The following is a 25,192-nucleotide window of genomic DNA, read 5'->3' as shown; positions in this document are numbered from 1 at the left end:
CGTCGGAAAATACGCTGAATGGTCGCGCCGCGCGATTTGTACAGGCGAATGCCGAACCCGACGTCGATCCAGTCCCGACGTCGGCGAATTGTTCAGCGGATTGGACGCTCGCTCACGAGAAATCTCATACGATCTCTCGTGCCAGGCCGTCGCCGACAAATCAGAACCGCCAATCCAGCGTCACGATCGACGATTTTTGTACGGAGTGCTGGTCATTGCCATACGGCATCGCCTCGCGGTCGATACGCATAAATTGGATTGCTCCTTTATCCGCGACATCCACGCGAGCTCGGACGCACGAGTCATTATCGAAACGCTTGTCCGGCTTGGACAACGTCCAGGCAAGCGCACTGCCACCGGACACGTCGAAACGAAAGCCCATTTTGCATCGGCAAGAACGATGATGCGCTCGGCTATCCGACCGTCGCGCGCCTGCTCACAGCGCACACGCAAGAAATTCTTTTGTCTCCGACAAAATATCCTCGCTTGTCGTCGCGAATGCGCCCCGTGACAATCGCCCGTCCATCAATTTCCAACTCGGGCATCAATCCGAAGGACGCGAAAAATATGAATCTCGGGATCAAATGCGCGCTGGCGGCCGCGCTAATTTCCACCTGCGCGGTGGCGACCATCGGTTACGCGGCCAATGATCGGAGCGACGCCGTCAAGAGCGCAACGGACAACGTCGTCTTGCCCATCATGACGAAATACGGCATCCCGGGGATGGCAGTCGGCATCGTTGCAGACGGACAGTCCTATGTCTTCAACTACGGCGTCGCATCCCGGCAAGACCAGCGGCCCGTCACGCGCGATACGCTGTTCGAGATCGGGTCCGTCAGCAAGACGCTCACGGCAACCCTGGCATCCTGGGCGCAAGCCGCCGGCCAGCTTTCGCTGTCGGACAAGACGGAAAAGTACCTGCCGAACCTTCAAGGCAGCCCGTTCGGCAACGTCACCCTGCTCGAACTCGGCACACACACCCCCGGCGGCATGCCGCTGCAGGTTCCGGACGACGTCCGCAACGAAGCGCAGCTGATGCGGTATCTCGAGGCCTGGCAGCCCGCCTACTCGCCGGGCACCTATCGCACGTATTCCAATGTGAGCATCGGCATGCTTGGCCTGATTACGGCGACAAGCATGGGGCAAAAGGACTTCGCCGTGCCGCTGTCGCGTCATCTGCTGTCGCCGCTGGGAATGAAAAACACCTACATCGACGTGCCAAAGGCCCGCATGGCCGACTACGCGCAAGGCTATGCGAAGGACGGTGCGCCAGTCACGACGACCCCTGACGTCTTGTCGTCGAAAACGTACGGCGTCAAGACGACCGCCGCCGACCTGCTGCGTTTCGTGCAGGCCAACATGGGCGACGTGAAGCTGGACAAACCGCTTCAGCAGGCCATTACCGATACGCACACCGCCTACTTCAAAGCAGGCCCGATGACGCAGGACCTGATCTGGGAACAGTATCCGTACCCGGTTGCGTTGAAAACGCTCATCGCAGGCAATTCACCGTCGATCACGTTCGATGCCACGCCGGTCGACGCGATCAAGCCGCCTCAAGCGCCTCAGCCGCAAGTCTGGATCAACAAGACCGGCTCGACCGGCGGGTTTGGCGCCTACGTAGCGTTCGTTCCCGCCCGGCATATGGGCATCGTCATCCTCGCCAACCGGCACTACCCGAACGAGGAGCGGATCGCGGCCGCGTACCGGATACTGACGTCGCTTGGTCTTGACGCTCGATAAGCGCAACAAGGGGCATCGCCATATCGACAAGATCCACGATGCCGAGCGCTCGGCTCAATCACACGCCCGGCCGAAGATCCTGATCACCGAATCCAGATGCTCGGCCATCGCGCGCCGCGCGGCCTCCGGGTCGCGCGCGCGGATCGCGTCGAGAATCGCGCGATGCTCGAGTTCCGACCGGTGCGGCATGTCGCTCGGCGTGTACAGCGATTGCAGCCGCTGGAACATCGGGTCGTACTTGTGCGCGAGCAATTGCTTGATCATCAGCGCATAGGCCGGGTTGTCGCTCGCCTCGGCAATGCGGATGTGGAACAGGCGGTCGCCGGGATGCGTGCGCGAGCCGCTGCGGTTGTCTTCCTGGTTGCGCAGGAACGCGGCGTGGATGCCTTCGATCTGCGCATCCGAGCCATGCGTCGCGGCAAGCGCCGCCGCTTCCGGCTCGATCAGCCGGCGTGCCTGCAGCAGCGCGAACGGCGGAATCTCGGTGTCGAGGTCGAGTTCGATGCCGAGCTCGGGATCGATTTCGACCACCGCGAGCGCCCCACCCGGCTTCGCCTGCCGTTCGAGCGCGGGCGCAGCCGCCTCGGGATGCCGGACCTTCACGCCGTCGCCGACGCGCACGCTGACGAGCCCGCTCACCTCCAGCGCGATCAGCGCCTCGCGCACCGACGTGCGCGACACGCCGAACTGTTCGGCGAGTTCGCGCTCGGGCGGCAGGTAGCTGCCCGGCGGAAAATCGCCGGACGCGATCATCGCGCTCAAGCGGTCGGCGATCTGCTGGTAAAGGCGGCGGTTCTGGATCGGCTGGATGGACATACGTCGATGCACTGCGTGTCAGGTAGTCGGTTTCGGTCGGAACGGCCTGCGCATGCCACATACCGTTCGCGCTATTTTATCCGGCGGCGTCATTGCAGCGACTTGGCAACGATGCGGCATCGATTCGTCGACATCACGCCGCCACGCCATAACAGCGCGCCGCGGTGCCGCCCCACACGGCCTCGCGCTCGGCCGCCGACAGGCGCGTCGCGGCCCAGCGCTCGACCAGCCCCGCAACCTCGCGATACGACGCGGCCAGCAAACACACCGGCCAGTCCGAGCCGAACATCAGCCGCTGCGGCCCGAAGCATGCCAGCGCCGTATCCAGCGCCCGCTCGATCTGCGCGAGATCCCGCGCGCACAGCCCGCGCCGCCAGTCCGCTTCCGTGACGAGCCCGGACAGCTTGCACGCGACGTGCGGCAACGCGCCGAGCGCCTGCAATGCGTCGCGCCAGCGCGCGTACACGGTGTCGTCGCGATCGAACTCGGCGAGCGCGGGCTTGCCGAGATGGTCGAGCACGAGCCAGTGCGCGTCATGGCGCGCGCAGAATGCACGCACGTCCGGCAATTGCCGCTGGAACACGAGCACGTCGTACACGTAGCCATGCGCCTGCAGCCAGGCGACGCCGCGATTGAAATCCGGGTGCGCGACGAACGATGCGACGTCGCCTTCATCCTGAACCTGATGCCGAAAGCCGCGCAGTTTCGGGCTGCCCCATTCGGCGATGCGCTGCGCGAGCTGCGGCGAACGCAGATCCTCCCAGCCGACCACGGCGGCGATGCGCGCGTCGTCGCGCGCCAGGTCGAGCAGGAACGCCGTCTCGTCACGCCCGGCGCGCGCCTGCACCGCGATCGATGCATCCAGCGCGTGCGCCTGCAGCAGCGGCCGCAGTTCGTGCGGCAGGCGATCGCGCGCGAGCACGTCCATGCCCGCGCCGATCCACGGGTAGTCGTCCGCGCGATAGCGCCAGAAGTGCTGGTGGGAATCGATGCGCATGGCGTTCATGGGTTCCTCGCGTTCGCGGCGCTCAATCGTAAAGCGCCGCCGCCACCTTCGGATCGTCGATGTTGGTCTTGTCGTACCAGTAGAAACCGGTATCGATGATCTTCGGCAGCGTCTCGCCCTTGGTCGCCTTCACGGCCGCCTCGACCGTGCGGTAGCCGATGCCGACCGGGTTCTGCGTGATCGCGCCGGCCATCAGCCCGCTGCGGATCGCGTCCTTCTGCTGCTTGCCGGAGTCGTAGCCGACGATCACGACCTTGCGCTTCATTTCCCGCACGCCGTTGACGACGCCGATCGCCGAGCCTTCGTTGGTGCCGAAGAGCCCCTTCAGCTTCGGGTAGCCCTGCAAAATCGACTTCGTGACCTCGGTCGACTTGAGCTGGTCGCCTTCGCCGTATTGCACGGTCACGACCTTGATCTTCGGATACGCGGTTTTCATCCGCTCGAGAAAGCCGTCGCGGCGGTCGATGCCGGTGCGGCTCGTCTGGTCGTGCGCGACCACCGCCACCTCGCCTTCCTTGCCGATCAGCTCGGCCAGCTTGTCCGCGGCGAGCGACGCGGCGGCCTTGTTGTTGGTGGCCGCGGTCGTCACCGGGATATCGCTGTCGACGCCGGAGTCGAACGCGACCACCGGGATCTTCTCCGCCTGCGCCTTCTTCAGGAGCGGCAGCGCGGCCTTGCTGTCGAGCGCCGCGAAGCCGAGCGCGGCCGGCTTCTTCGCGATCGCCGCCGACAGCATGTCGATCTGCTTGTCGATCATCGCCTCGGTTTCCGGGCCTTCGAACGTGACCTTCACGCGATAGTCCTTCGCCGCCTGCAGCGCGCCCGATTTCACGGCCTGCCAGAACTGGTGCTGGAAGCCCTTCGACACCAGTGGGATATAGGCCTCCTGCGCGTGCGCGCCGAATGCGAGCGACAAGCCGAATGCGATGCCGAGCAACCTGTTCCTGATCACTTCGTGTCTCCTTGTTGTATCGACCGAGATCGACCGAGGCGCCCGCCCCACCGGCGGCGGACCGGAAAAAACCCTTCTGCACGCCGCTTCAGCGGCGGCGCCGGCGCAGGATGTCCAAATACACGGCGAGGATGATGATCACGCCGGTCACGACCGTCTGCCATTCCTGCGCGACCGACATGATGCGCAGGCCGTTGGTCAGCACGCTCATGATGAACGCGCCGATGATGGTGCCGAGAATGCTGCCGGCGCCGCCCGACAGCGACGTGCCGCCGATCACCACCGCCGCGATCGCGTCGAGCTCGTAGCCCTGCCCGAGCGCGGGCTGCGCGGAGTTCAGGCGCGACGCGATCAGCAGGCCCGCGATCCCGCACACGGTGCCGCTGAACGTATAGACGCCGATCTTCCACGCATCGACGTTCACGCCCGACAGCCGCAGCGCTTCCTCGTTGCTGCCGAGCGCAAACGTGTAGCGGCCGAAGATCGTCCGGTTCAGCACGACCGACGCGCCGATCGCGACGAGGAACAGGATCAGCACCGCATTCGGAATCGGCAGCGCCGGGATCAGGCTGCCGACCAGCGAATCCTGCGCGATCGCGGTGAAGCCCGGCGTGTCGTTGAAGTAGATCGGGCGCGTGCCCGAGATCACCAGCGACAGCCCTTTGAGCAGCATCATCATGCCGAGCGTCGCGATGAACGGCGGCACCTTCATCTTCGCGATCACGACGCCCGACACGCAGCCGGACAGCGCGCCGAAGCCGAGCGCGGCCGCGATGCCGGCCGGCAGCGGCAGGCCCCACTTCGTCAGCACGACGCCCGCCATCACCGCGCAGAACGTCATCAGCGTGCCGACCGACAAGTCGATGCCCGACGTGATGATCACGTACGTGCACGCAACCGCGAGCACGCCGTTGACGGCGGTCGCCTGCAGGATGCTGACGAGGTTGTCGACGTCGACAAAGTTCGGCGACGCGACGCTGAAGAACGCGAGCAGCAGCAGCAGGCTCGCGAACGCCAGCAGCTTCTGCCGCGCGGCCGGCTTGAAGAAGCGCGCGCGCAGGCCGGATGCGCCGGCCGGCGTGTCGCCGGCAGCCAGCTGCGTGGACGAGGCGGGATGCGTGTCGTGGGGCATGGTGGTCGATGGGCGTCGGAGTCGGGGCATCAGCGCGCAACGGACGATTCGCGCCGGGTGGCGAGCTGCATGATCGTTTCCTGGGTGGCCTCGGCCGCGCTCAGTTCGCCGGTGACGCGGCCTTCGCACATCACGAGGATGCGGTGGCTCATGCGCAGCACTTCGGGCAGCTCGGACGAGATCATAACGATCGCCTTGCCGGCGGCCGCGAGCGCGTCGAGCAGCGTGTAGATCTCGCTCTTCGCGCCGACGTCGATGCCGCGGGTCGGCTCGTCGAAGAACAGGATGTCGCAGTCGCGCAGCAGCCACTTCGCGATCACGATCTTCTGCTGGTTGCCGCCCGACAGCAGCCGCGCGGGCTGCGCGACCGACGGCGTGCGGATCGCGAGCCGGCGCACGTACGCCTGCGCGGTGTCGCGCATCGCGCGCGCGTCGAGCAGCCCGCCGCGGCGCGCGAAGCGGCGCAGGCTCGACAGCGCGATGTTGTTCTGCACGTCCATGCCGAGCGCCAGCCCGAAATGCTTGCGGTCCTCGGACAGATAGCCGATGCCGTGCGCGACCGCGTCGGCCGGCGTGCGGATCGTCACCGTCGCGCCATGCACGCGGATCTCGCCCGCGTCGAGCGGATCGGCGCCGAAGATCGCGCGCGCGACCTCGGTGCGGCCCGCGCCCATCAGCCCGGCGAAACCGAGGATCTCGCCGCGCCGCAGCGTGAAGCCGACATCGCGGATCGCGCGGCCGCGCGACAGGCCGCGCACGTCGAGCACGACGTCGTTGGCCGACGTGTCGGGCGGCGTGCGGCGCTGCGTGTCGAGCGCGCGGCCGACCATCATCGTGATGATCGATTCCATCGACGTGCCGGCCATCGGCACGGTCGCGACGGTCTTGCCGTCGCGCATCACCGTCACGCGGTCGGCGATGCGCCGCAGCTCGTCCATCTTGTGCGAGATATAGACGATGCCGACGCCGTGCGCGCGCAGGTCGCCGATGATGCGAAACAGTTCGGCGATCTCGGCGTCGTTCAGCGCGGCGGTCGGCTCGTCCATGATCAGCACGCGCGAGTCGAACGACAGCGCCTTCGCGATCTCCACCATCTGCTGGCGCGCGACCGTCAGCCGCCCGACCGGCGTGCGCGGGTCGAGGTCGAGCCGCATCCGCGCGAAGATCGCGGCCGCGTCGCGGTTCAGGCGCGCTTCGTCGATGAATACGCCGAGCCGGCCGCGCGGCTCGCGGCCGATGAAGATGTTCTGCGCGACGCTCAGGTGATTCATCAGGTTCAGTTCCTGATGAATGATGCCGATGCCAAGCGCCTGCGCCGCGCGCGGGTCGGCGACCTCCACCGCGCGGCCGTCCAGCAGGATCTCGCCGCCATCCTTCCGGTACACGCCGGCAAGGATCTTCATCAGCGTCGACTTGCCCGCGCCGTTCTCGCCCATCAGCGCATGCACCTCGCCCGCAAGCAGGTCGAAGCGGCAATCGTCGAGCGCCTGCACGCCGGGGAAGCGCTTGCTGACGCCGCGCAGCGCGATCAGCGGCGCGTGCGCGGGTGTGTCGTGCGTCACGCGCAGCGGGTTCGGGTCGGGTTGCATGGGGTGAGGTCCGGTGTCGGGCATCGCGCGCGTCAGCCGAGCGCGCGGTCGAGATGCGTATAGCCGCCGTCGACGAACAGCCATTGCCCGGTCGTGTGCGACGCGCGCACGGACAGCAGGAACACGGCGGTATCGGCGATCTCCTCGGCGGTCGTGAAGCGCCTGCCGAGCGGAATCTTGCCGGCGATCCCGGCCAGCTTCGCGTCGGGATCGTCGAAGCCGGCGATCCAGTCACGGTACAGCGGCGTCATCACTTCGGCCGGAACCACCGCGTTCACGCGTACGCCGTCGTCGCGCAGCGCGACCGCCCATTCGCGGGTCAGCGCGAGCTGCGCGCCCTTCGCCGCGCCATAGCCGCTCGTGTTGCCCTGCCCGGTCACGGCTGTCTTCGACGACACGTTGACGATCGCGCCGCGCGCCGCCTTCAGGTGCGGCACGCAGTAGTGCGCCATCACGTAGTAGTGGATCAGGTTGCGCTCCAGCGACGCGACGAACGCGTCGCGCCCCGCATCGAGGCCGACGCCGTCGTTGACGCCCGCGTTGTTCACGAGGCCGTCGAGCCGGCCGAAGCGCGCGACTGTCTGCGCGACCGCGTCGCGGCACTGCGCGTCGTCGCGCAGTTCGACCGGAAAAAACGCGGCGTGCGACTGCCGCTGCAACAGCGCTTGCCAAAACGCATCGTCCGGCGCATCGCGCGCGACGATCACGGGAATCGCGCCTTCGCCGGCGAGCCGCATCGAGATCGCGGCGCCGATGCCCGACGCCCCGCCGGTCACGATCACGACCTTCTGTTGCAGTTCCAGGTCCACGTTGCGTCTCCGTCGTTGTCTTTGTCGTTTCGCTTGCGCCGCGTCAGCCGCGGAAGCGATACCGCTCCAGCGATTCGCGCTTCATCTCGATCGAGAAGCCGGGCGCGTCCGGCGGCAGATAGGCCGCGCCGCGCACCACGCACGGCGTGACGAAATGCTCGTGCAGATGATCGACGTACTCGGTCACGCGCCCTTCCTTCGTGCCGGATATGCACACGTAGTCGATCATCGACAGGTGCTGCACGTATTCGCACAGCCCGACGCCGCCCGCATGCGGGCACACCGGCAGCCCGTATTTCGCGGCCAGCAGCATCACGCCGAGAATCTCGTTGACGCCGCCGAGCCGGCACGCGTCGATCTGCACGACGTCGATCGCGCCGCGCGCGATGAACTGCTTGAACATCACGCGGTTCTGGCACATCTCGCCGGTCGCGACCTGCACGGGCGCGATCGCGTCGCGGATCTTGCGATGGCCCTCGATGTCGTCGGGGCTCGTCGGCTCCTCGATGAACCACGGCCGCGCGAACGCGAGCTCGCGCACCCAGTCGATCGCCTCGTCCACTTCCCACACCTGGTTCGCGTCGATCATCAGCTTGCGGTCGGGGCCGATCACCTCGCGCGCGATCGTCACGCGGCGGATGTCGTCCTCGAGGTTCGCGCCGACCTTCAGCTTCACATGGTCGAACCCCGCATCGACCGCTTGCTGGCACAGGCGGCGCAACTTGTCGTCGCTGTAGCCGAGCCAGCCCGCCGACGTCGTGTAGCACGGGTAGCCGTCCCGCTCGAGCGTCGCGATGCGCTCGGCCTTGCCCGGCGCCTGGCGCCGCAGGATCGCGAGCGCGTCGTCCTCGGTCAGGCAGTCGCGCAGGTAGCGGAAGTCGATCGCCCGCACCAGCTCCTCCGGCGACAGCCCCGCGACGAGCCGCCACAGCGGCTGGCCTTCCGCCTTCGCCCACAGATCCCACACCGCGTTGACCACCGCGCCGGTCGCGAGATGGATCGCGCCCTTGTCGGGCCCGATCCAGCGCAGTTGGCTGTCCGACGTCATGTGCCGCCAGAAGCGCCCCATGTCCGCGCGGATCCAGTCGAGGTCCAGCCCGACGACGAGATGCCGCATCGCGTCGATCGCCGCGCAGCAGATCTCGTTGCCGCGCCCGATCGTGAACGTGAGCCCGTGGCCCGCGAGGCCGTCGCGATCGGTGTCGAGCACCACGTAGGCGGCCGAGTAGTCGGGGTCCGGGTTCATCGCGTCGGAGCCGTCGAGCTGGCGCGAGGTCGGAAAGCGCACGTCGACGACGCGCATCGATCGAATGATAGGCATGACGAACCGTCCGATAAAGGAAATCAGCCCTGCACGGTGCGCTGGCGCTGCTCGCCGAGCCCCGTGATGCCGAGCGACATCACCTGCCCGGCGCGCAGGTAGACGGGCGGCTTCTGCCCGAGGCCGACGCCCGGCGGCGTGCCGGTCGAGATCACGTCGCCCGGCTGCAGGCTCATGAAGCGGCTCAGGTAGCTGACGAGGAACGGCACGCGGAAGATCATCGTCGCGGTCGTGCCGTCCTGATAGCGGCGGCCGTCGACGTCGAGCCACAGCCGCAGCGCGTGCGGATCGGGCACCTCGTCGGCCGTCACGAGCCACGGCCCGAGCGGGCCGAACGTGTCGCAGCCCTTGCCCTTGTCCCACGTGCCGCCGCGCTCGAGCTGGTACGCGCGCTCCGACACGTCGTTCACCACGCAGTAGCCCGCGACATGCGACAGCGCGTCGGCCTCGTCGATGTAGCGGCCGCCCCGGCCGATCACGACGCCGAGCTCGACTTCCCAGTCGGTCTTCTCCGCGCCGCGCGGAATCTCGACGTCGTCGTTCGGCCCGGCGATTGCGCTCGTCCATTTGCCGAACACGACCGGCTCCTTCGGCACTTCCATGCCGGATTCGGCTGCGTGGTCGGAGTAGTTGAGCCCGATGCAGATGAACTTGCCGACCCCGCCGACACACGCGCCAAGGCGCGGCGCGCCGTCGACGCGCGGCAGCGTCGCCGGGTCGATGCCGGCGACGCGCGCGAGCGACGCGGGCGCGAGCGCATCGCCGGCGATGTCGTCGATCACGCCGGACAGGTCGCGGATGTGGCCCTGCGCATCGAGCAGGCCGGGTTTTTCGTGGTGTTTCTCGCCGTATCTCAGCAGTTTCATGGGAGCGGGGCGTGTTGGAGAGGAGAAGGGGGACACCCGGTCAGTTCGACCAGCCGCCGTCGATCAGGTGGATCGCGCCGGTCGTGAACGACGCTTCGTCGGAGGCCAGGTACAGCGCGAGCGCGGCCACCTCGTCGGCGCTGCCGATGCGGCCCATCGGCTGGCGCGCGACGAACGCCTGGCGCACGGTGTCGGCCGGCACCTGCCGCACGCGCGCCTGCTCCGCGATGCGCGCCGCCAGCGACGGCGACTCGATCGTGCCCGGGCAGATCGCGTTGCAGCGGATGCGCTGCTCGACGAAATCGGCGGCCACCGCCTTCGTCAGCCCGATCACCGCCGCCTTGGTCGCGCCGTACGCGCAGCGGTTCGGCACGCCCTTCACGCTCGACGCGGCCGACGCCATGTTGACGATCGACCCGCCGCCGGCCGCGATCATCGCGGGCAGCAGCGCGCGGATCAGCCGGACCATCGACGTCACGTTCAATTGCCACGAGAACGTCCACGCGTCGTCGTCGCAGTCGAGGATCGTGCCGTGGTGCACGTAGCCCGCGCAGTTGAACAGCACGTCGAACGCGGGCTCGGCCGCCGCCAGCGCCGCGATGTCGTGCGCGCTCGTCACGTCGAGCCGGCGCGTCGCCAGCGTGCCGCCCGGCGCGACGGTCTCCGTCTCGGCCGCGAGCCGCGCGAGCGCCGCGTCGTCGATATCTGTCGCCAGCACCTGTGCGCCTTCGCGCACGAACCGCAGCGCGGTCGCGCGGCCGATGCCCTGCCCCGCCGCCGTGACCAGCGCACGCTTGCCCTGCAATCTCATCAGCACCGCTCCTGTGGAGGCCGGCTTGACACCGGCTAATTGGCACAAAGGACTAAAGGTCCAATCAATCATAGGCAGCGCCCCGGGATTTGTCACGGAAATGAGATTCAGTGTTTTCCCGGCCGTCAACCTGACAGAACCGCCATCTTCGCGTCAGCGTGCCAACCGGTCGGCCGCGCGATCATGTGCATGCCGGGTCGCGCCCCCAACACGGCGCCACGCGACTCCGCCCGCCGATGCAGGTCGCGGGCACTCCGTCCCGCGCGGCGCTGCACCGTGCCTGAGCGAGCAGGCGCGGCGGCGCACCCGGCTTCCCGCCCCGGACGCCCGTCCGGGGCGCTTTTGCCGCTGGATTGCCAAGAAAATAAGCCTGGATTGTTTCTAAATCGGCAAAAGGTAATTTGAGCGAAGCAGGATGTTTTTTCCCGTCACAGACGCTTACATTTAGCGCTCCACCACCGGAAACCGCTACGGAATCGACTTCGCGCAGTTGCAACCACTGCCCAGGCCGATATCGCACGCGCTTTAGGAACGGCCAATGAAGTCCTCCAAATCCTTGCCTGTGCTCGATCCTGCCGACGTCCACGTCGAAATCCTCGAACGTTCCGATACGCTGCTCGTCGTCCGCTGGGTCGAACCGGGCCGCTGTCACTACGGCGAACAGCGCTGGCGCCGCCGCTTCGCGCAGCGCACGGGCACCTGCGCGCTGTCGCGCCAGGTGATCCAGCGCGGCGACGAGGTGTTCCGCCCCGCCGAGCGCCCGGCCCCCGCGAACGCCGCCGCGATGATCTCCGCCGCCGAAGTGCTCGCGCTGGCCGGCGGCAAGTAAGCCGTCGCCACGGCGGCGCTGCCGTGGGAAACGTCGGAAGCCGCGACGGGCGTGCGTTTCCTCGAGCCGGAGCCGCGCCCCCCGGGCCGGGCCGCGCGGCACCGCGGCGGCGACGCCCGATGTCTGGTGAAGATTTGTCGCACTTATTTACAACATGCGCAATGAAAGCCCGTTGAAAGACTGTTGAGGGCGCTTATTTTTGCAACCGGGTAAATGATCTTTAGCGGAAATCGGCGTTTACCCTGTACATCTCCGTGACTAAGATTTAGCCAATCGCTTAAGACAAGGCGTCGAGAGCGAAGCCCAATAAAACATCGGAGGTCACCATGAAATCGCTCGTTTATGCAGTCGTTGCCGCTACCGCCCTGTCCGCTTCGTTCGGCGCGTTCGCGCAAAGCACCGTGAGCCGCGCGCAAGTGCGCGACGAGCTGGTCCAGCTCGAGAAGGCCGGCTACAAGCCGAGCGAGTCGAGCCCGTACTATCCGCAAGACATCCAGGCTGCCGAAGCGCGCGTGCATGGTGCCGACAGCAGCGGCTACGGCGCGCAAGCCGCGCCGGTCGTCCGCGCAGGCAGCCCGGCTGCCGCCGCGACCACGTCGAACCCGCGCGACTCGATCTTCTTCGGTCAGTAAGCGCATCGCCGAGGCCCAGCGCCTCGCGCGACAGCAGTCAGGACGAGCCCGTCGGACGGGCTCGTCCTTTTTTGTGAACGGCATACCTCCGCCGCCCCGCAAGGGACGGCTTCGCCCGGGCGCTGCGCGTCCGGGCGCTTTTTCGCCGATGCGAACCGGTCATGCGGGCGCAGCCGTGCGCGACAGCACCCGCCAGCGCGACAACAGCTCGTCGCGATCGACGTAACAGCCCTGCAAGTGCCGACGCCCGGTGGACGGATCGAACTCGGTGCGCGCGTGCAGCACGCGCCGGTTGTCGAACGCCCACATGTCGCCGGCGCGCAGCCGCCGCTGCACGCGAAACCGCGGTTCGCGCGCGAGCGCGAGAAAGCGCCGGTACGCACGATAGATCGCCGGCATCGACGCGGCCGGCGCGTCGAGCGGCCCGCGCAGGAAATTCGCGTGGCGCACCTCGATCACGTCGCCGCGCGCATTCAGCCCGATCACCGGCGCGGCGCAGCGATAGTCGCTGGCCGCGCTCTTGTTCCAGAACTCGAACGGCGTCGTCGCGAGCTGCGCGAAATCGTCCGGGGATTCGGCGCGCAACGCATCGGCGAGCGCAAAGCCGTCGATGAAGATGCTGTCGCCGCCCGTCGCGTCGTTCGCGAGGCAGTGCAGGAACTGCACGCCGGGCTGCAGTTCGCGGGTCGGCAAGTCGGTGTGCGGCGGCAGGTTGATGGACGTGTACGCATTGCTGTCCGGGCGCGGCTTCGACTCGACGTCGAACAGCACGCCGAAATTGCTCTCGCGGATCAGCCCGACCCGGCGCGCGACGCCGTCCACTCGCCCGCGCTCCGGCGGCACCCCTTCGACCAGCGTCAACCCGGTGCGGCGCAGCGCGGCGAGCCACGCGAGCAGCGCCGCGTCGTCGTGCATCACGTCGCGCCATGCGAACACCGCGAGCGCCTCGGGATCGTCGCCGCGCCACACGTAATGGCCATGCGCGGCGTGGCGCTCCGCGCGCGACATGTCGTCGTACGCGTGCGCGCGCAGCCAGCCGGGCGACCACGCGCTGCGGTGGCCGTCGCGCCATTCGACCTGGAGCGCGCCGTCGCGATCCACCTGCACACTGCGCACCGCGAGCGCGGCGGGCGCGTCGACGATCTCGAACACCTGCTCGCGCGTCTGCGCATGCACGCAGCGCGCGCACGGACAGGTGTCGCGCAGCCAGTCGAAGTGAAACGGCGAACGGCGGCCGTCGCTCCACGTCACGTCCAGCACGCCGTCGCCGGCCGTCGCGGCCGCGATCGTCACGTCGGTGGAAAACGTCCGCCAGTCCTCGATACGCAATTGCCCTGCTGCAGCCTGCATCGTTGCCTCCCGTTCACGAACGCTGCGCGCCCGGCGCGCGCAGGAACTCACTGACGATCCGGTGCATCCGCGCCGCCTGCGGGCTCGTGTCGAGCGCGCGCCAGCAGCCGTGCACCAGCCCCTCACCCATCCAGTGATGCGCCGCGCCGCCGGCCGCGCGAATCCGCGCGACGTAGGCCCGCGCATCGTCGCGCAGCGGATCGTGCTCCGCGCCGATCGCGAGCACCGGCGGCAAGCCGTCGAAGCGTGCTGCATCGAGCGGCGCGGGCGCCCGCGGCGGCCGGTCGCCCCAGTACAGCGCGCGATAGCGATAGACATCGTCGAGCGTCAGCATCGGCGCGTGCGCTTCGGTATCGCGCGCCGGCGCCTGCGGCTCGAAGCCGAGCATCGGATAGACGAGCGCGATGCCGTCGATGCCGCCCTCGCCCGCATCGCGCAGCGCGGTTGCGACGGCCGCCGCGAGCATCCCGCCCGCGCTGTCGCCCGCCAGCGTCAGCGGCCGTGCGCACGGCCCGAACGGCAGCCGCGCCGCGAGCGCGGCGCGCGTCGCGGCCATGCAGTCGTCGAGCGCGGCGGGCGCCGGATGCTCGGGCGCCAGCCGGTAATCGACCGCGATCACCTCGAGCCCCGTATCGGCCGCGAGACGCGCGGTAATCAGCGCATGGCTGTCGAGCGAACCGACGACGAAGCCGCCGCCATGGAAGAACAGCACCGTGCCGCATGGCGCGGCATGCGCGGGCCGGTAACGGCGCAGCGCGATCACGCGGCCGTCCGGCGCGCGCAGCGCGGCATCCTGCTGCACGATGCCCGGCGGCAATCCTGCGGGCGTCCATGCAGCCGCGAAACGGTCGTAGATGCGGCGCTGTTCCGCCGGCGCGCGCACCGCCGCGTCGGCCGGATACCACGCGCCGACCGCCGCGACGAACGCCGCGATTTCCGGTTCGAGCATCGTTCGCGCGCCGCGCTACCGGCGTGACGGCAAACCGATCACGCGCCCCGCGTAGGCGGGCGGCGCCGCGTCGCGCTGCAGCGCATGCAGCGCGGCAACCCGTTCGGCGACGTCCGCATCGAACGGCGCCGATTTCGGCCCGTCGCGCGTATCGACGTGCAGCAGCATCTGCTCGCTCGCCGATACCGCGCCGTCGTGCCCGTCGGCGAACAGTTCGAGATACAGGTGCAGGCGCTTCGCGTCGTGCGCGAGCACGCGCGCATCGACGCGCACGCGCGTGCCCTCCTTGATCTCGTGCAGATAGTTGACGTGCGCCTCGAGCGTATAGACCGAGCGCCCCCGCTCGCGGCGCGCCGCGTCGTCGAGGCCGATGCGATCCAGCAGCGCATCGGTCGCGAAGCTGAAGATCAGCAGGTAGAACGCATCGCGCAAATGCCCGTTGTAGTCGACCCATTCGGGCCGCACGACGTCGCGGTATATCGTCAGCGGCGTATCGCCTGTCATCGCTCAATCCTCGAATTGCATGCCATGCCGCGCCTTCACCGCGGCGATCGCGCGCTGCACCTCGATGATGCACTCGTCGCGGTAGCGTTCGAGTTCCTTGATGCTGCGCGCGCCCCGTTGCTCGGCCGTGCCGTCGACGACGCGATCGATCAGTGCATCGGTCAGCTTCGGCGCGACGAGCTTCGTCCACGGCAGTTCGAGCGCGGGGCCGAACTGCCGCATGAAGTGTCGCATGCCCGCATCGCCGCCCGCGAGCGTGTAGGTCAGGAAGGTGCCCATGAACGACCAGCGGATGCCCGCGCCGAAGCGGATCGCATCGTCGATCTCGCCGGTCGTCGCGACGCCCTCGTCGACGAGGTGCAGCGCCTCGCGCCACAGCGCCTCGAGCAGCCGGTCCGCGATGAAGCCCGGCACTTCCTTGCGCACGTGCAGCGGCCGCATGCCGAGCCCGCGATAGATCCGCATCGCCGCTTCCACCGCTTCGGGCGCGGTTTGCGCGCCGCCGAGCACCTCGACGAGCGGCAGCAGGTACACCGGATTGAACGGATGGCCTACCACGCAGCGCTCGGGGTGCACCGCGCGTGCGTAGAAATCCGTCGGCAAGAGGCCCGACGTCGACGATGCGATGATCGCGTCCGGCTTTGCCGCGCGGCTGATCTGCTCGTGCAGCTCGAGCTTCAGCGCTTCGCGCTCGGGCGCGCTTTCCTGGATGAAATCGGCGTCGGCGACGCATTCGTCGATCGTCGCGACGAAGCGCAGCCGCGCGGGGTCGGCGCCCGGCGCAAGGCCGACGCGCTCCAGCGCGGGCCACGCGTTCGCGACGTTCGCGCGCAGTTGCTGTTCCGCGCCGAGCGCGGGATCCCAAACGACCACGTCGAGACCGTGGGCCAGCGCGCGGGCAACCCAGCCGCTGCCGATCACGCCGGTGCCGATCGCGGCGAACGTCTTGATGTCGGTAATCACTGCCATGACAAACGCATCCTTCAAATCGGGGAAATCGGGTGGCAACCGTGCGCGCACGGCCGCCTCGATGCACTGCGATGCCGCTTCAGCGCTTCACGCGAACTCGGCCACCGCGCGGCGTTCGAGCAGCCGCTCGCCGCGCGCCGGCAGGCCGAGCTTGCGGCGCCCTTCGGCGGGCGTCAGCACGCGGCCGCCGAGGCGCTCGACGATTTCGCGCGCGCGCTCGACCAGCGTGCCGTTCGACGCGGGCACGCCGCGGTCGAGCCACAGGTTGTCCTCGAGGCCGACCCGCACGTGGCCGCCGAGCAGCATCGCCTGCGCGACCATCGGCATCTGCATCCGGCCGATGCCGAAGCCGGCCCAGTGCGCGCCCGGCGGCAGGTTGTCGACCATCGCCTTCATCGTGCCGGTGTCGGCCGGCGCGCCCCACGGAATGCCGAGGCACAGCTGGAACAGCGGCGGATCGTCGAGCAGGCCTTCCTTCAGCAATTGCTTCGCGAACCACAGGTGCCCGGTGTCGAAGATCTCCAGCTCGGGCTTCACGCCGAGCGCCTGGATGCGCTTCGCGCCGGCGCGCAGCTGCGCGGGCGTCGACACGTAGATGTAGTCGCCGTCGCCGAAATTCAGCGTGCCGCAGTCGAGCGTGCAGATCTCCGGCAGCAGTTCCTCGACGTGCGCGAGCCGCGTGAGCCCGCCGACCAGATCGGTGCCCTTGCCGAAGCGCATCGGGTCCTCGCCGGGGCCGATCTCGAGATCGCCGCCCATGCCGGCCGTCAGGTTGATGATCACGTCGACGTCGGCCGAGCGGATCCGGTCGACCACCTCGCGATACAGGTTCGGGTCGCGGCTGCCGCGCCCCGTCTGCGGATCGCGCACGTGGCAGTGCGCGACCGTCGCGCCCGCCTTCGCCGCCTCGATCGCGGCGGCCGCGATCTCCTTCGGCGTCACCGGAATCGCCGGGTGCTTGCCGACCGTATCGCCCGCGCCGGTCACGGCGCAGGTCACGATGACTTCGTGGTTCATGCTGGTTGCCTCGTTGGTTTCGGGTTGCTTCTTGGATCGTCGGCGCGCGCCATGACGGCGCGCGGGGCCGTCACAGGCCGAGATAGGCCTTCACCGCCGGCAGGCCGTCCTTGCCGTCGTACGTCTTCACGCCCGCGAGCCACGGATCGAGCACTTGCGGGTTCTTCTTCAGGTACGCCTTCGCTGCTTCGGCCGGCTTGGTCTTGTTCATCACCGACTGCATCAGCTGGTTCTCGAGCTGCGTCGAGAAGCGCAGGTTCGTCACGAGCTTGCCGGCGTTCGGGCAGCGCGCGATGAAGTCGGGCGCGGTCAGCGTGTAGACGCGCGCCTCGCCGTAGTTCGGCCCGAACGCCGCGTCGCCGCCGGACAGGTAGTTCATGCTGATCTGGATGTTCATCGGATGCGGCTCCCACCCGAGAAACACGACCCACTTCTTGTCGCGGATCGCGCGTTCCACGGTGACGAGCATCCCGGCCTCGCTCGACTCGACGAGCTTGAAGCCGCCGAGCCCGTACTGGTTCGTGTCGATCATCTTCTGGATCGTCGCGTTCGCGCTGCTGCCCGGCTCGATCCCGTAGATCTTGCCGTCGAGCTCCGCGCGGTGCTTCGCGATGTCCTCGAAGGTCTTCAGGCCCGCCTGGTATGCGTAGCTCGGCACCGCGAGGGTCGCCTTCGCGCCGGACAGGTTCGGCGGCTCGACGACGTTGATCGACTTGCTGTCGAGGAACGGCTGCAGCTGCTTCTGCTGCACGGGCCACCAGTAGCCGAGCGACACGTCGAGCTGCTTGCTCTTGAGCCCCGCGAACGAGATCGGCACCGACGCGATCGTCGTGGTCGGCTTGTAGCCGAGCGCCTCGAACACCGTCGACGCCATCGCGGTGGTCGACGTGATGTCGGTCCAGCCGATGTCCGCGAAACGCACGATGCGGCAGCTTGCCGGATCCGCATCGGCGAGCGCCGCCGTCGACCACGCACCCGCCGCCAGCATGGCCGCGCCCAGCGCGGCGATCGTTCTCGACTTCATGGTTTCCTCCCGGTTCGACTCAGTGAGCAGCGGGTGTGCGGGATGCGTCCCGGCCTGCATCGTGGACTCAAAAGTAACGAGCCATATTCGCGCAAAGGCGACCGCCGGCGACATTTTCTTGACTGGATGCGACTATGCGGAAAAACCACTAGGTCGCGTAGAGGCCTTGTCAGGCGGGCTTTTCAGATGGATTCAGGAGGATGGACGCTTGTCCCGGTGCGTCGCCGGGGCACATCTGAAGGGGGATCGATGGGGCGCAGTCGACGCGCCCGATGGACAAGGTGCCCCCAACGAGGGTCAGTAGCGATCCGCGACGCCGTGGATCCCGCGTGCCTGCAGCGCGCGCACCAGGCCGGCGCGCACCGTCGCGACGTCGGAGAGCGCCGGGCGGCGGCGCGCGGCGACTTCGGCGGCCGTATATGGCCGGAAATCGCGCGGCAGCGCATCGCGGTTCATCGTCGTGAGAATCCAGTTGAGCACGTCGGCAAGCGCCTGGTCCGACAACGCCGAGTTCGACGCGCCGGGCACCCGCATCACGTAGTCGCGGCCTTCCGGCAGATGCGTGAAGTAGCCGAGCGAGTTCGACAACGGCGGCACCTTGCCCGCAATGCCGCCACCCGTCGCCGTGTGGCAGCCCATGCAGTTGAGCACCCAGTGCTGCCGCGCGAGCGCCGCATCGGCGCTGCCTTCCGCTCGCGCCGGCGACGGCACGGCGCAGATCGCGGCCCATGTCAGCACCAGCGCGGCGGCCCGTCGGCGCGCTGCTGCGGCGCGCGGCCGATGCGCGCAATCGCGCGCATGACACACGCGATCGGCATTCACAGCCCGAGCCCCTTCGTGACGACCGCGCGCTGCGCATGCACGGCCGCGCCGTCCGTCGCCTGCGGGCGCGCCGCGCGGATCTCGTCGGCCGTAAACGGCTTTGCCGCGCCATGCTTCGCGTTCAGGTCGAACACGACGTAGTTCAGCACTTGCGCGAGATCCTCGTCGCTCGTGCCCGCGAACGACGGCATCTTGAAGTTGTAGGTCTTGTCGCGCACCTTGATCTCGCCGAACATGCCGCTCAGCAGCGTCGCCACGAGCTGCGCGCGCCCCTGCGCGAGCGTCGCGTACTTGCCCGGATACTCGGTGAGCGGCGGCGCGAGCCCGTCCTGGCCGCGGCCGCCCGCCTGATGGCACACCGCGCATTGCGCGTCGAACAGGCCCTTGCCGGCGGCGTAACGCGCGCCCTGCTGTGCGTGGCCGATACCCGGCATCGTCAACGATGCGGCCGCCGCCACGCAGGCGGCCAGAACCTTTCCAGCGTGCTTCCCTTTCATTGCTTCGCCGCTCCAAGAAGAACCGAAACCGAACAGTGGTAATTCGCGTTGCCGTTCGCCATGCACCAGTTGATGTCGTTGTTGAGCGACAGCTTGTACAGCGGCTTCTCGCGTTCGTTGCGATTGCAGAAGCACTTGCCGCACGACGTCTTGCCGCAGCAATCGTTGTACGACACGATGTAGTCCGTGCCGTCGTGCGGATTGCGGCAGGTGCCGATCCACGTGATCGGCGACGGCGTCGTGCCGGGCGGGCAGCTGCTCGACGTGCCGCCGCAGCAGCTGCACAGCCAGCCGTCGATCGCGCAGTATTTCCAGTAGTCGCAGCTCATCGGATCGTCGCCGGCCCCGGCCGCGGCCGATGCCCCCGATGCGGCATCGGCCGCATACGCGGTGCGGTCGACGGGCAACAGCGGCAGCAGCGACGTGCCGAGCAAGACCTTGCCGAGCGTCGCCATCGCGCTGCGCCGCGAGCTGCGTTGCGCGACGCTGCGCGCCGAGCGCTCGAACCATGAATCAAACACACCCATGTCGTTGTTCTCCACTGAGATTGAAAGAGGCGCGCGTCACACGTGCTGCGCGTGGCCATCGTGGCGAGCGCTGCCGTGCACGAACGCCTGGAGCGACTCGACGCCGCGCTCCTTCGCCTCGAACAGGCTTTCGAGGTGCTCGCGCGTGTTGACGAGGCCCTTTGCGCGCACCGCGCCGGTTTCGTCGAGCAGCACCGCATACGGCAGCTTGCCGATCTGGTACGCGAGGCCGAGCTCCTGCGACAGCAGGTACGGGAAGCGGCCGAGGTCGTGCTTGCGCGCGAAGCGGGTGTGCTCGTCGAGCTCGCCGTCGCTCGCGAGCACGATGTTCACGGGCGTCGCTTCGCTCGCCTGCAGCGACGGCAGCAGCGGCAGCAGCTTCTTGCAGACCGGGCACGTCGGCGACAGGAAGAACAGCAGCGTGGCCTTGCCCGACGCGTCGATGCCGCCGACCTTCACCGGCGTGCCGCGTATGTCGGCCAGCTCGAACACCGGCGCGATCGACCCGACCGCCGGGCCCTTGTCGATCATCAGCGCGCCGGCCGGCATGATGCGTTCGTACAGGATGCCGACCTGGCGAACCATCGCGAAACAGATCGCGCCGAGCGCGAGCACGGCGATCCACAGCAAGGCGGTAGAAACGGTGAGAGCGGTTTGCATCAGGAATTCCTCAGGTGGGAAAGGCGCGGCACGTTGGCCAGCAGCACGTCGGCGGTGAGCAGCGTGCAGACGATCAGCAGCACGGCGAAGAACAGCGTCAGGTAGTCGAACCACACGACCGCGCGGGCGGCCGGCTCGGCGAACGCGGTCGCGGCCAGCGCCGCGAGCAGCAGCGCGCGCGCGACGTGGAACCCGCCGATGCCGCGCGGCGCGTCCGGCCGCATCGCGGCAAAACCCGAGCAGCCGCAATCGATGTCGGTATGGCCGCGCAGGATGTTGATCGCGAGCGCGGCGGCGAACGCGAGCAGCAGCGCGACCAGCACGCCCGCGCCGATCGTGCGCGTATCGGGAAACAGCAGCGCCGCGGCGCCGAACGCTTCGGCGAGCGGCAGCGCGAACGCCGCGGGCGCGGTCAGCGCGTCGGGCAGCAGGCGGTAGCCGCCGAGCGCGTCGCGGAACGCGGCAGGCCGCCGCATCTTGGCGGCCGCGCCGAGCAGCACGACGATGGCCATGCCGGCCTGCGCGCCCGTGGCGAGTACAGGATCGATCGTCATCACGGCCTCACGGGTTGACGAGCAGCGACGACGTGCTGCCGACCTGCTTCTCGACGTGCAGCAGCCTGCCCGTCAGCGCATCCATCACGACCAGGTCGGACGTCGGCGTCAGCCCGTAGAACAGCGGCTTGTCGTCCGCGCTGACCTGGATCGACAGGAGCGGATCGATTTTCTGCTGCGCGAGATCCCAGCGCGCGACGCGCTGCTTCGTCTGCAGGTCGACCACCCAAACTTGCGTACCGGGTTCCTTGTGCGAGCCCTCCCCGCCCTTGTGCATCGCCACGTAATAGCGGTGCAGCTTCGCGTTCACGGCCGTCTGCTGCATGCCGCCCGGGCGCCAGCCCTCGGCGCGCTCGGCGTCCGTCAGCAGCGACCACGGCCCGCCGAACACGGCCTTGTCACCGCGGAAATCGGCGCTGCGCACGCTCCCGCCGAACGTCGTGAACAGATAGCCGCCCTGGTACGGCGACGCGTTGACGAAGGCCGGATCGCGATCCACGTCGATGAACGCGTCCGACATCGTGCGCTTCGCTTCGCGGCCCTTCGCATCGAGCATGACGGTGAGCGCCTTGCCGCTTTCGCACAGCGACGTGAAGCGGTCGTTCGCCGACGGATACGCGAGCACGCACGCGGCCATGTCGATCTCCGGCAGCACCTTGCGCGTCGCCACGTCGATCACCGTCATCGACGCGGCCGGCGTGATGTTCGCGACATACAGCCGCCTGCCGTCCGCGCTGAACGCCGTGTTGTACGGCGACGGCACGTGCTGCGCATGCTTCGGCGGAATCGCGATCTCGCCCGTGTGAGCAAGCGTCGTGTTGTCGGTGAGCTCGACCACATCGGTGCGCGTGCCGTGCGAGCCGCGCGAGAAATAGGTCGTCGCCACGTAGCTCGTCCGGTGATCGGGCGAGATCGCCAGGCCCGGGCCGAACCCGCCGTCGATCTGGCCGAGCAGCTTCTTCGCGTCGGCGTCGTACACGTGGATGCGCCCGTCGGTCATCGACGGCATCGACATGTCGACGATGAACACCTCGTGCGGATGCCACGGCGGCATCTTCTTCACGACCAGCTCTTCCGGCTTCTCGATTGCGTGCGCGGCGCCGCTCCAGGCCGCCGCGCATGACAGCGCCGCCGCGATCACAGCGGTGCGTCGCCTTGTCTTCATGTCGCCTCCAGTAGGGATTCACGTTGTGTGCGGCGACTGTAGATCGACAAAAAATTCGGCCAGCACCGAGACCGGCAACGCGTTCGTGCCGATTCGGGATATTGGCAATCCTGCTGAAAGGGACACCGCGCCGAGCCGCCCGGATTAACCCTCGCCCACCTTGCGCCGACCGTGCGGCCGGTTTACGCTTGCGCGGTCTGATCGAGGCGCCGGAGGCTCTGTGTTCGTGCATCACCAGTCATTCGACGACGCGGACCAGCACGCCAACGCGCTGCGGGGCTGGGAGCAGCGCTACGACCAGATCGGCTCGGGCGCGTATCGCAGCGTGGTCAAGCAGGTCGCGCTGGATGGCGTCCAGCTGTTCCAGGAAGCCGCGAACGTTCGCGTGCACCAGCGCGGGCACCTGCCGCCCGGGCAAACCGTGTTCGGCATCCCGCTCACCGGCGCGGGCGCCTTCGCGTTCGGCGGCGCGCGCATCGAGCACGGCGCGATCGTGATGACGCGCGGCGGCACGCCGTTCGAACTGCATTGCCCCGGCGACATGTCGCTGATCTGCGTCGTCGTCGATGCCGAGCTCGCACTGCACATCTCCGACGCGGCCAGCGTCAAGCTCGACGACCGCCTGTTCCGGCACGGCGTCGTCGGCATGCCGAATGCCGCCTGCGTGCGGGCCGGCCTGCAGATCGCGACGCTGCTCGAACGCGTGCTCGCGTCGCCCGCCGCCTTCGACGCCCCGCACACGCAGCAGGCGCTGCGCGGCGAGGTGGGCGACGTGCTCGCCGAACTGCTCGCCTACCGGGTGCCCGCGCCGGCGAACCGGCTCACGCACGCATGCCGCGCCGACATCGTGCGCCGCGTGCACGACTACGTGATCGATCATCCCGAGGAGCCCGTCGACATCCAGCGCCTGTGCGCGCAACTGCGCGTCAGCCGGCGCACGATGCAGAACAGCTTCCAGTCCGTCGTGCAGACCGGCCCGTTGAGCTACATGCGCTCGCTGCGCCTGGCGCAGGTCAGGCGGCTGCTGCTCGACCGGCGGCAGGCCGACCTGCCGATCAGCGACGCGGCCGCGCAATGGGGCTTCATCCATCTCGGCCATTTCGCGAACGCATACAAGGCACAGTTCGGCGAGCTGCCGTCGGCGACCGCGCGCCGCGCGGCGCATCACGCCAAAACCCGCTGAGGCCGCGGCAAAACCCGTCATAATCCGCAGCGGGCTGCCCGGCCCTCGCGCCGCCCGACGTTCATGGCCACCCCGCTCCCCACTCCGATGCCCGAGGATTTCCATTTCCTGCTGATGCCCGGCTTCTCCGCACTCGGCTTCATGTCCGCGGTGGAGCCGCTGCGCGTGGCAAACCGCTTTCGCAGCGAGCTGTACCGCTGGCACGTGCTCAGCGCGGACGGCGCGCCGGTGGCCGCGAGCAACGGCATCCCGGTCGCCGCGCAGGCCGCGTACGCGGACGTCGAGCGCGTCGGCACGGTGTTCGTCGTCGCGGGCTTCGACCCGCTCGTCTGCTATACGCGCGCGCTCGCCGACTGGCTGCGGCGCCAGAACCGGCACGGCGCGACGCTCGGCGGCATCGACACCGGCAGCTTCGTGCTCGCCGAAGCCGGGCTGTTCGACCCGTCGCACCCGCTCACGCTGCATTGGGAGGCGCTCGCCGCGTTCCGCGAGCGCTATCCGGACCTGAAGGCCACCCAGGAACTGTTCGAGATCGGCGAGCGGCGCATCACCTGCGCGGGCGGCACCGCGTCGATCGACATGATGCTCGACCTGATCGGGCGGCGGCACGGCGCGGATCTCGCGGCCGCGATCTCCGAGCAGTTCGTCGTCAGCCGGATCCGCCAGCGTTCCGACAGCCAGCGGCTCGAAATCGCCGCGCGCTACGGCGTGCACAACCGCAAGCTGATCCAGGTGATCGGCACGATGCAGCGCCACATGGAGAACCCGCTCGGCCCCGACGCGCTCGCCGGCGAAGTCGCGATCACGCGCCGCCAGCTCGAGCGCCTGTTCAGCGCGACGCTGAACGACACGCCGACGCGCTTCTACCTGAACCTGCGGCTCGACCGCGCGCGCGAACTGCTGCAGCAGACCGACATGAGCATCACGTCGGTGTGCGTCGCGTGCGGCTTCGAGTCGCCGTCGCATTTTTCGCGCACCTATCGTGCGCGTTTCGGCACGAGCCCGCGCAGCGATCGCCGCGTGCTGCGCTGATGCGCTGATGCGCTCGCGCAAACCATCAGGCTTGCGCACAAAATCGCGGAATATTGCGTATTCCGGCAACAACCGCCGCTGCTCGCTGAACAATTCCGCCAATTACTCGACGAATCGAAGCAGCCTTCGAAAATAAATTGCAATTTCGTCGAAAATGTTCTGTAACATATCCCAAAATTAGATAGGCAGCCTAAGTAGACGAGAATCCGGGCCGACATGCGTCGAGCCCGCCTGCTGCCGATTGGTCATTGATCCGAGGGGTATGACATGACGATGTTCGATACGCCGTCGCCGCACCCGCCTGCCGTCCGCTTCTCCCCGTCTTCCGCCACCCGGCGGCGCGCCTTCGCGCCATCGCCGGGCTGTTTCATTTCGACCTGACGTTTAGGGTTCCTGAGTCTCACGCAGCACCTCAATGCGCACTGACGCGCCG

The 25,192-nt window shown here is 68.2% G+C and carries 27 protein-coding genes; 5 read left to right on the top strand and 22 right to left on the bottom strand.

Annotated features, from left to right (window positions below; translation table 11 throughout):
* Positions 1-160: 160 nt before the first annotated feature.
* Positions 161-382, bottom strand: coding sequence for a hypothetical protein (locus tag ABFO07_RS18385; RefSeq protein ID WP_347469382.1), 222 nt, complete (start codon positions 380-382; stop codon positions 161-163).
* A gap of 185 nt (positions 383-567) precedes the next feature.
* Here ABFO07_RS18385 and ampC point away from each other — a divergent pair, with 185 nt between their 5' ends.
* A complete protein-coding gene (ampC, locus tag ABFO07_RS18380; RefSeq protein ID WP_347469662.1) occupies positions 568-1,743 on the top strand; it encodes a class C beta-lactamase in 1,176 nt (391 codons plus the stop codon).
* A 54-nt stretch (positions 1,744-1,797) separates the two neighbouring features.
* On the opposite strand, the gene ABFO07_RS18375 is transcribed toward ampC, so the two are convergent.
* The 9 genes from ABFO07_RS18375 to ABFO07_RS18335 all read right to left on the bottom strand — a co-directional run bounded on the left by ABFO07_RS18375 (position 1,798) and on the right by ABFO07_RS18335 (position 11,045).
* Positions 1,798-2,559 carry a FadR/GntR family transcriptional regulator gene (locus tag ABFO07_RS18375; protein ID WP_059801675.1) on the bottom strand — a complete coding sequence of 254 codons (762 nt, stop codon included), beginning with the start codon at positions 2,557-2,559 and terminating at the stop codon, positions 1,798-1,800.
* Positions 2,560-2,692: 133 nt separating this feature from the next.
* On the bottom strand, positions 2,693-3,565 hold the full coding sequence (locus ABFO07_RS18370; protein WP_059801677.1) for an amidohydrolase family protein: 873 nt from the start codon (positions 3,563-3,565) through the stop codon (positions 2,693-2,695).
* Positions 3,566-3,587: 22 nt separating this feature from the next.
* On the bottom strand, positions 3,588-4,517 hold the full coding sequence (locus tag ABFO07_RS18365) for an ABC transporter substrate-binding protein (RefSeq protein WP_059801679.1): 930 nt from the start codon (positions 4,515-4,517) through the stop codon (positions 3,588-3,590).
* Positions 4,518-4,605: 88 nt separating this feature from the next.
* Positions 4,606-5,649 (bottom strand): ABC transporter permease, encoded by a 1,044-nt coding sequence (locus ABFO07_RS18360; protein WP_347469381.1) that lies wholly within the window; start codon positions 5,647-5,649, stop codon positions 4,606-4,608.
* 29 nt (positions 5,650-5,678) lie between these two features.
* Positions 5,679-7,238, bottom strand: a complete 1,560-nt coding sequence (locus ABFO07_RS18355) for a sugar ABC transporter ATP-binding protein (protein WP_059986052.1) — start codon at positions 7,236-7,238, stop codon at positions 5,679-5,681.
* 32 nt (positions 7,239-7,270) lie between these two features.
* Positions 7,271-8,047 carry an SDR family oxidoreductase gene (locus tag ABFO07_RS18350; protein WP_060013989.1) on the bottom strand — a complete coding sequence of 259 codons (777 nt, stop codon included), beginning with the start codon at positions 8,045-8,047 and terminating at the stop codon, positions 7,271-7,273.
* Positions 8,048-8,090: 43 nt separating this feature from the next.
* Positions 8,091-9,368 carry an L-fuconate dehydratase gene (locus ABFO07_RS18345; RefSeq protein WP_060013988.1) on the bottom strand — a complete coding sequence of 426 codons (1,278 nt, stop codon included), beginning with the start codon at positions 9,366-9,368 and terminating at the stop codon, positions 8,091-8,093.
* A 23-nt stretch (positions 9,369-9,391) separates the two neighbouring features.
* Positions 9,392-10,234, bottom strand: a complete 843-nt coding sequence (locus ABFO07_RS18340) for a fumarylacetoacetate hydrolase family protein (protein WP_124490885.1) — start codon at positions 10,232-10,234, stop codon at positions 9,392-9,394.
* 40 nt (positions 10,235-10,274) lie between these two features.
* Positions 10,275-11,045 carry an SDR family oxidoreductase gene (locus tag ABFO07_RS18335; protein ID WP_059884783.1) on the bottom strand — a complete coding sequence of 257 codons (771 nt, stop codon included), beginning with the start codon at positions 11,043-11,045 and terminating at the stop codon, positions 10,275-10,277.
* A gap of 538 nt (positions 11,046-11,583) precedes the next feature.
* Here ABFO07_RS18335 and ABFO07_RS18330 point away from each other — a divergent pair.
* Together ABFO07_RS18330 and ABFO07_RS18325 are read left to right on the top strand one after the other, a co-directional pair.
* The gene (locus ABFO07_RS18330; RefSeq protein ID WP_059562354.1) at positions 11,584-11,874 is read left to right on the top strand and encodes a DUF3331 domain-containing protein; all 291 of its coding nucleotides are present in this window, start codon (positions 11,584-11,586) and stop codon (positions 11,872-11,874) included.
* Between the two features lie 326 nt (positions 11,875-12,200).
* Positions 12,201-12,506, top strand: coding sequence for a DUF4148 domain-containing protein (locus ABFO07_RS18325; RefSeq protein WP_059562350.1), 306 nt, complete (start codon positions 12,201-12,203; stop codon positions 12,504-12,506).
* A gap of 159 nt (positions 12,507-12,665) precedes the next feature.
* Here ABFO07_RS18325 and ABFO07_RS18320 read toward each other — a convergent pair whose 3' ends face one another.
* The 12 genes from ABFO07_RS18320 to ABFO07_RS18265 all read right to left on the bottom strand — a co-directional run bounded on the left by ABFO07_RS18320 (position 12,666) and on the right by ABFO07_RS18265 (position 22,544).
* On the bottom strand, positions 12,666-13,856 hold the full coding sequence (locus tag ABFO07_RS18320; RefSeq protein ID WP_347469380.1) for a TauD/TfdA family dioxygenase: 1,191 nt from the start codon (positions 13,854-13,856) through the stop codon (positions 12,666-12,668).
* 13 nt (positions 13,857-13,869) lie between these two features.
* Positions 13,870-14,805 carry an alpha/beta hydrolase gene (locus ABFO07_RS18315; protein ID WP_347469379.1) on the bottom strand — a complete coding sequence of 312 codons (936 nt, stop codon included), beginning with the start codon at positions 14,803-14,805 and terminating at the stop codon, positions 13,870-13,872.
* Positions 14,806-14,820: 15 nt separating this feature from the next.
* Positions 14,821-15,309 (bottom strand): thioesterase family protein, encoded by a 489-nt coding sequence (locus tag ABFO07_RS18310; protein WP_059562341.1) that lies wholly within the window; start codon positions 15,307-15,309, stop codon positions 14,821-14,823.
* Between the two features lie 3 nt (positions 15,310-15,312).
* Positions 15,313-16,278 carry an L-carnitine dehydrogenase gene (locus ABFO07_RS18305; protein WP_059884675.1) on the bottom strand — a complete coding sequence of 322 codons (966 nt, stop codon included), beginning with the start codon at positions 16,276-16,278 and terminating at the stop codon, positions 15,313-15,315.
* Between the two features lie 87 nt (positions 16,279-16,365).
* A complete protein-coding gene (locus tag ABFO07_RS18300) occupies positions 16,366-17,295 on the bottom strand; it encodes a 3-keto-5-aminohexanoate cleavage protein (RefSeq protein ID WP_059562334.1) in 930 nt (309 codons plus the stop codon).
* Between the two features lie 70 nt (positions 17,296-17,365).
* A complete protein-coding gene (locus ABFO07_RS18295; RefSeq protein ID WP_124490888.1) occupies positions 17,366-18,319 on the bottom strand; it encodes a choline ABC transporter substrate-binding protein in 954 nt (317 codons plus the stop codon).
* 297 nt (positions 18,320-18,616) lie between these two features.
* On the bottom strand, positions 18,617-19,057 hold the full coding sequence (locus ABFO07_RS18290) for a c-type cytochrome (protein WP_376697936.1): 441 nt from the start codon (positions 19,055-19,057) through the stop codon (positions 18,617-18,619).
* An 80-nt stretch (positions 19,058-19,137) separates the two neighbouring features.
* A complete protein-coding gene (locus ABFO07_RS18285; protein WP_347469378.1) occupies positions 19,138-19,638 on the bottom strand; it encodes a c-type cytochrome in 501 nt (166 codons plus the stop codon).
* On the bottom strand, positions 19,635-20,165 hold the full coding sequence (locus tag ABFO07_RS18280) for a methylamine dehydrogenase light chain (RefSeq protein ID WP_059986036.1): 531 nt from the start codon (positions 20,163-20,165) through the stop codon (positions 19,635-19,637). The genes ABFO07_RS18285 and ABFO07_RS18280 overlap by 4 nt, the downstream gene beginning before the upstream one ends.
* A gap of 36 nt (positions 20,166-20,201) precedes the next feature.
* Positions 20,202-20,828 (bottom strand): methylamine dehydrogenase accessory protein MauD, encoded by a 627-nt coding sequence (mauD, locus tag ABFO07_RS18275; RefSeq protein ID WP_347469661.1) that lies wholly within the window; start codon positions 20,826-20,828, stop codon positions 20,202-20,204.
* The gene (locus ABFO07_RS18270; RefSeq protein ID WP_347469377.1) at positions 20,825-21,379 is read right to left on the bottom strand and encodes a MauE/DoxX family redox-associated membrane protein; all 555 of its coding nucleotides are present in this window, start codon (positions 21,377-21,379) and stop codon (positions 20,825-20,827) included. Before ABFO07_RS18270 ends, mauD begins: the two co-directional genes overlap by 4 nt.
* 7 nt (positions 21,380-21,386) lie before the next feature.
* Positions 21,387-22,544, bottom strand: a complete 1,158-nt coding sequence (locus ABFO07_RS18265; RefSeq protein WP_347469376.1) for an amine dehydrogenase large subunit — start codon at positions 22,542-22,544, stop codon at positions 21,387-21,389.
* 220 nt (positions 22,545-22,764) lie between these two features.
* Here ABFO07_RS18265 and ABFO07_RS18260 point away from each other — a divergent pair, with 220 nt between their 5' ends.
* Positions 22,765-23,727: a helix-turn-helix domain-containing protein gene (locus tag ABFO07_RS18260; protein ID WP_059907535.1), complete on the top strand. Its 963-nt coding sequence runs from the start codon at positions 22,765-22,767 to the stop codon at positions 23,725-23,727.
* A gap of 87 nt (positions 23,728-23,814) precedes the next feature.
* Entirely contained in the window at positions 23,815-24,759 is a 945-nt protein-coding gene (locus tag ABFO07_RS18255; RefSeq protein ID WP_059801703.1) for a GlxA family transcriptional regulator, read from the top strand.
* Positions 24,760-25,192: the final 433 nt, after the last annotated feature.

The organism is Burkholderia stagnalis (assembly GCF_039848545.1).
GTDB lineage: Bacteria > Pseudomonadota > Gammaproteobacteria > Burkholderiales > Burkholderiaceae > Burkholderia > Burkholderia stagnalis.
This window is presented reverse-complemented; position numbering and strand designations above follow the sequence as displayed.

Excerpts from the sequence above, each read along its gene's own strand:
- ABFO07_RS18385 (WP_347469382.1), bottom strand. The coding sequence starts at position 382 with ATGGGCTTTCGTTTCGACGTGTCCGGTGGCAGTGCGCTTGCCTGGACG.
- ampC (WP_347469662.1), top strand. The coding sequence starts at position 568 with ATGAATCTCGGGATCAAATGCGCGCTGGCGGCCGCGCTAATTTCCACC.
- ABFO07_RS18375 (WP_059801675.1), bottom strand. The coding sequence starts at position 2,559 with ATGTCCATCCAGCCGATCCAGAACCGCCGCCTTTACCAGCAGATCGCC.
- ABFO07_RS18370 (WP_059801677.1), bottom strand. The coding sequence starts at position 3,565 with ATGAACGCCATGCGCATCGATTCCCACCAGCACTTCTGGCGCTATCGC.
- ABFO07_RS18360 (WP_347469381.1), bottom strand. The coding sequence starts at position 5,649 with ATGCCCCACGACACGCATCCCGCCTCGTCCACGCAGCTGGCTGCCGGC.
- ABFO07_RS18355 (WP_059986052.1), bottom strand. The coding sequence starts at position 7,238 with ATGCAACCCGACCCGAACCCGCTGCGCGTGACGCACGACACACCCGCG.
- ABFO07_RS18345 (WP_060013988.1), bottom strand. The coding sequence starts at position 9,368 with ATGCCTATCATTCGATCGATGCGCGTCGTCGACGTGCGCTTTCCGACC.
- ABFO07_RS18340 (WP_124490885.1), bottom strand. The coding sequence starts at position 10,234 with ATGAAACTGCTGAGATACGGCGAGAAACACCACGAAAAACCCGGCCTG.
- ABFO07_RS18335 (WP_059884783.1), bottom strand. The coding sequence starts at position 11,045 with ATGAGATTGCAGGGCAAGCGTGCGCTGGTCACGGCGGCGGGGCAGGGC.
- ABFO07_RS18330 (WP_059562354.1), top strand. The coding sequence starts at position 11,584 with ATGAAGTCCTCCAAATCCTTGCCTGTGCTCGATCCTGCCGACGTCCAC.
- ABFO07_RS18325 (WP_059562350.1), top strand. The coding sequence starts at position 12,201 with ATGAAATCGCTCGTTTATGCAGTCGTTGCCGCTACCGCCCTGTCCGCT.
- ABFO07_RS18320 (WP_347469380.1), bottom strand. The coding sequence starts at position 13,856 with ATGCAGGCTGCAGCAGGGCAATTGCGTATCGAGGACTGGCGGACGTTT.
- ABFO07_RS18315 (WP_347469379.1), bottom strand. The coding sequence starts at position 14,805 with ATGCTCGAACCGGAAATCGCGGCGTTCGTCGCGGCGGTCGGCGCGTGG.
- ABFO07_RS18310 (WP_059562341.1), bottom strand. The coding sequence starts at position 15,309 with ATGACAGGCGATACGCCGCTGACGATATACCGCGACGTCGTGCGGCCC.
- ABFO07_RS18305 (WP_059884675.1), bottom strand. The coding sequence starts at position 16,278 with ATGGCAGTGATTACCGACATCAAGACGTTCGCCGCGATCGGCACCGGC.
- ABFO07_RS18300 (WP_059562334.1), bottom strand. The coding sequence starts at position 17,295 with ATGAACCACGAAGTCATCGTGACCTGCGCCGTGACCGGCGCGGGCGAT.
- ABFO07_RS18295 (WP_124490888.1), bottom strand. The coding sequence starts at position 18,319 with ATGAAGTCGAGAACGATCGCCGCGCTGGGCGCGGCCATGCTGGCGGCG.
- ABFO07_RS18285 (WP_347469378.1), bottom strand. The coding sequence starts at position 19,638 with ATGAAAGGGAAGCACGCTGGAAAGGTTCTGGCCGCCTGCGTGGCGGCG.
- ABFO07_RS18280 (WP_059986036.1), bottom strand. The coding sequence starts at position 20,165 with ATGGGTGTGTTTGATTCATGGTTCGAGCGCTCGGCGCGCAGCGTCGCG.
- ABFO07_RS18270 (WP_347469377.1), bottom strand. The coding sequence starts at position 21,379 with ATGACGATCGATCCTGTACTCGCCACGGGCGCGCAGGCCGGCATGGCC.
- ABFO07_RS18265 (WP_347469376.1), bottom strand. The coding sequence starts at position 22,544 with ATGAAGACAAGGCGACGCACCGCTGTGATCGCGGCGGCGCTGTCATGC.
- ABFO07_RS18255 (WP_059801703.1), top strand. The coding sequence starts at position 23,815 with ATGCCCGAGGATTTCCATTTCCTGCTGATGCCCGGCTTCTCCGCACTC.